This window comes from Mesorhizobium sp. M7A.F.Ca.CA.002.04.1.1, assembly GCF_004022805.1.
In the GTDB taxonomy this organism is placed as follows: Bacteria; Pseudomonadota; Alphaproteobacteria; order Rhizobiales; family Rhizobiaceae; genus Mesorhizobium; species Mesorhizobium ciceri.
Window position 1 is genome coordinate 1 of sequence record NZ_RZPL01000793.1, and the last position, 2467, is coordinate 2467.

The following is a 2467-nucleotide window of genomic DNA, read 5'->3' on the forward strand; positions in this document are numbered from 1 at the left end:
GCACCAAACACTATACGATCGGCCTCAAGGACGACTCGGTCAAGTTGCTGAAGACCGCTGCGATCCCGGACAATGTCTGGACGGAAATCCAGGCGCTGCGCGAGGACGTCATTTCCGGCAAGATCAAGGTCGAGCCGGTCTATGACGCGGCCGCCGTAAGGGCACTGATGACCAGCGTCGCCCAGTAAGGCGATCATGGTCGGCTGCCGGAGGGGTGATCCGTTCACCCCTCCGGACGATTCCTGTTTTTTGGTGCTGGGCTTCATGAGCGGTTTTTCTTCATCGTCCGTTGCCGGGCGCGACATCGTCGCGCTTGAAGGCGTGACCAAACGGTTCCCCGGCATCGTTGCCAATGACAGCGTCGACCTGTCGATCCGCCCGGGCGAAGTGCATGTGCTGCTGGGCGAGAACGGCGCTGGAAAATCGACATTGATCGGCATGTTGTCCGGCCTGCAGCAGCCTGACGAAGGACGCATACTGGTCGACGGCAAACCGACGCCGATCACCTCGCCACGCCATGCGCTGGCACTCGGCATAGGCACCGTATTCCAGCACATGATGCTGGTGCCGACGCTGACGGTGGCGGAGAACCTCCTGCTTGGCGGGCCGTGGTGGCAGCGCCCCAGGACCGAGGAACTGGCGGCGCGCGTCGCCGAGATCACCGGCACGCTCGGCATCACCGTCAAGCTTCAAGCCAAGGTATCGGAGTTGTCGCTCGGCGAGCAGCAGCAGGTCGAGATCCTGCGCGCGATGCTGCGCAACAGCCGGCTGCTCATCCTTGACGAGTCCACCTCCATGCTGACGCCGAAAGGTATCGACGAACTGGGCGCGCTGATGCGCCGCCTTGTCGAGCAGGGCCTTGCGATCGTCTTCATCACCCACAAGCTCAAGGAGGCGGCTGCCTTCGGCGACCGCATCTCGGTGCTGAAGCTTGGCCGCAAGGTCGGCGAGATTCCACCCGAGCGGTTTCGCACGCTGGGCGAACAGGAGATCGTCTCGGAGATCGTGGAATTGATGTTCGGCAAGCAGAAGGATGACCCGGAAGCCGTCGAGCGTCCTGTCCGCACTGCCCGCGCCGGCGCTGCCCCGCTGCTTCAGGTGACGGACCTGGCGGTAGCGGCGACGGACACTGCGCCGGGCCTGTCGTCCATCTCCTTCGTCATCCGCCCGGGCGAGATCCCCGGCATCGCCGGCATCGACGGCAACGGCCAGAAGCAGCTGGCGGAAGCGCTGGCCGGCCAGCGTACAGCCACAAGCGGCTCGGTGCGGCTGGACGGCGCCGCCATCGAGACGCTGAGCGTCGGCGAGCGCCGCCGGCGCGGCCTTCGCTACCTGACCGACGACCGACTGGGCGAGGGCACTGTCGGCACCTTCCCGGTCTCGATCAATTTCTTCCTCAAGCAGGTCGGCGCGGCCCCGTTCTGGCGCAACGGCGTCGAGCAGCGCGCGGAGATCGACAAGCGCGCCGCGCAGCTCGTGCGCGAATACGACGTGCGCACGCCGAGCCTGAAGACGCCCGTCGCGCGGCTGTCCGGCGGCAACATCCAGAAGGTGCTTCTGGCAAGGGAACTGGCTGAAGGCGCCAAGGTGGTGATCTTCAACAAGCCGACCTATGGGCTCGATCTCACCAACACATTGGCGTCGCGCCAGCGCATTCGCGATACGGCGGCGCGTGGCCTTGCCGTGCTGCTGATCTCCACCGACCTCGAGGAATTGCTTGGTATGTGCGACCGCATCGCCGTCATCGCCGACGGCGCTTTGGTCGGCACCGTCGAGAACGTAGACGACGCCCGCACAAAGGTCGGTCGCCTGATGATCGGACTTGCCGCATGAGCATCGACACCGCACCCACGGTCAGCGCCACCGCACTCGATGCCACGAGCGGGGCAGCGACGCGCCGCGACATCCTGCATCGGCTGCTGATGACGCTCGGCCCGATCCTTATCGCGCTGGTCATAGCCGGCTGTATCCTGCTTGCCGTCGGCGTCGACCCGCTGGCCTATTATGGCTTCGTGCTGGAGAAGGGACTGTTCTCGCCGCTCGGCATCCAGCAGACACTGACGCGCATGGCGCCGCTGCTGTTTCTCGCCGCCGGCCTGATCGTCGCCTTTCGCGCCGGCATGTGGAATCTGGGCGGCGACGGCCAGTTCCTGCTTGGCGCGGTGACGGCGGCTGCCAGCGCTCCCGTGTTCGTGCAGATCATGCCAGCCTGGCTGGCGCTGGTCTGCTCGTTCCTCATCGCCATGGTGGTGGCGATGATCTGGTCGCTGGTGCCGGCGCTGCTGCGTGCCTATCAGGGCGTCAACGAGATCATCACCACCCTGATGATGACGTTCCTCGGCACCTCGCTCGCCAATGTGCTGGTCAAGCTGGCGTTTCGCGACCCAAGCACGACCGTGCCGCAGACGCGCACGCTGCCGGTGGAGGACCGGCTGCCGCGCCTGTTCGAAACGACCATCACCAGTGG

1 protein-coding gene and 2 pseudogenes are annotated in these 2467 nt (G+C 65.5%); all 3 read left to right on the top strand.

Annotated features, from left to right (window positions below; translation table 11 throughout):
* Nucleotides 1–188, top strand: a pseudogene (locus tag ENZ75_RS28515) (BMP family ABC transporter substrate-binding protein); the annotation flags it as partial.
* Between the two features lie 76 nt (nt 189–264).
* Entirely contained in the window at nt 265–1833 is a 1569-nt protein-coding gene (locus ENZ75_RS28520) for an ABC transporter ATP-binding protein (protein ID WP_128278498.1), read from the top strand.
* Nucleotides 1830–2467, top strand: a pseudogene (locus ENZ75_RS28525) (ABC transporter permease); the annotation flags it as partial. The gene ENZ75_RS28520 and the pseudogene ENZ75_RS28525, both read left to right, overlap by 4 nt.

What these genes read in the sequence shown, in the direction of transcription:
- ENZ75_RS28520 (WP_128278498.1), top strand. Translation starts at nt 265, where the DNA reads ATGAGCGGTTTTTCTTCATCGTCCGTTGCCGGGCGCGACATCGTCGCG.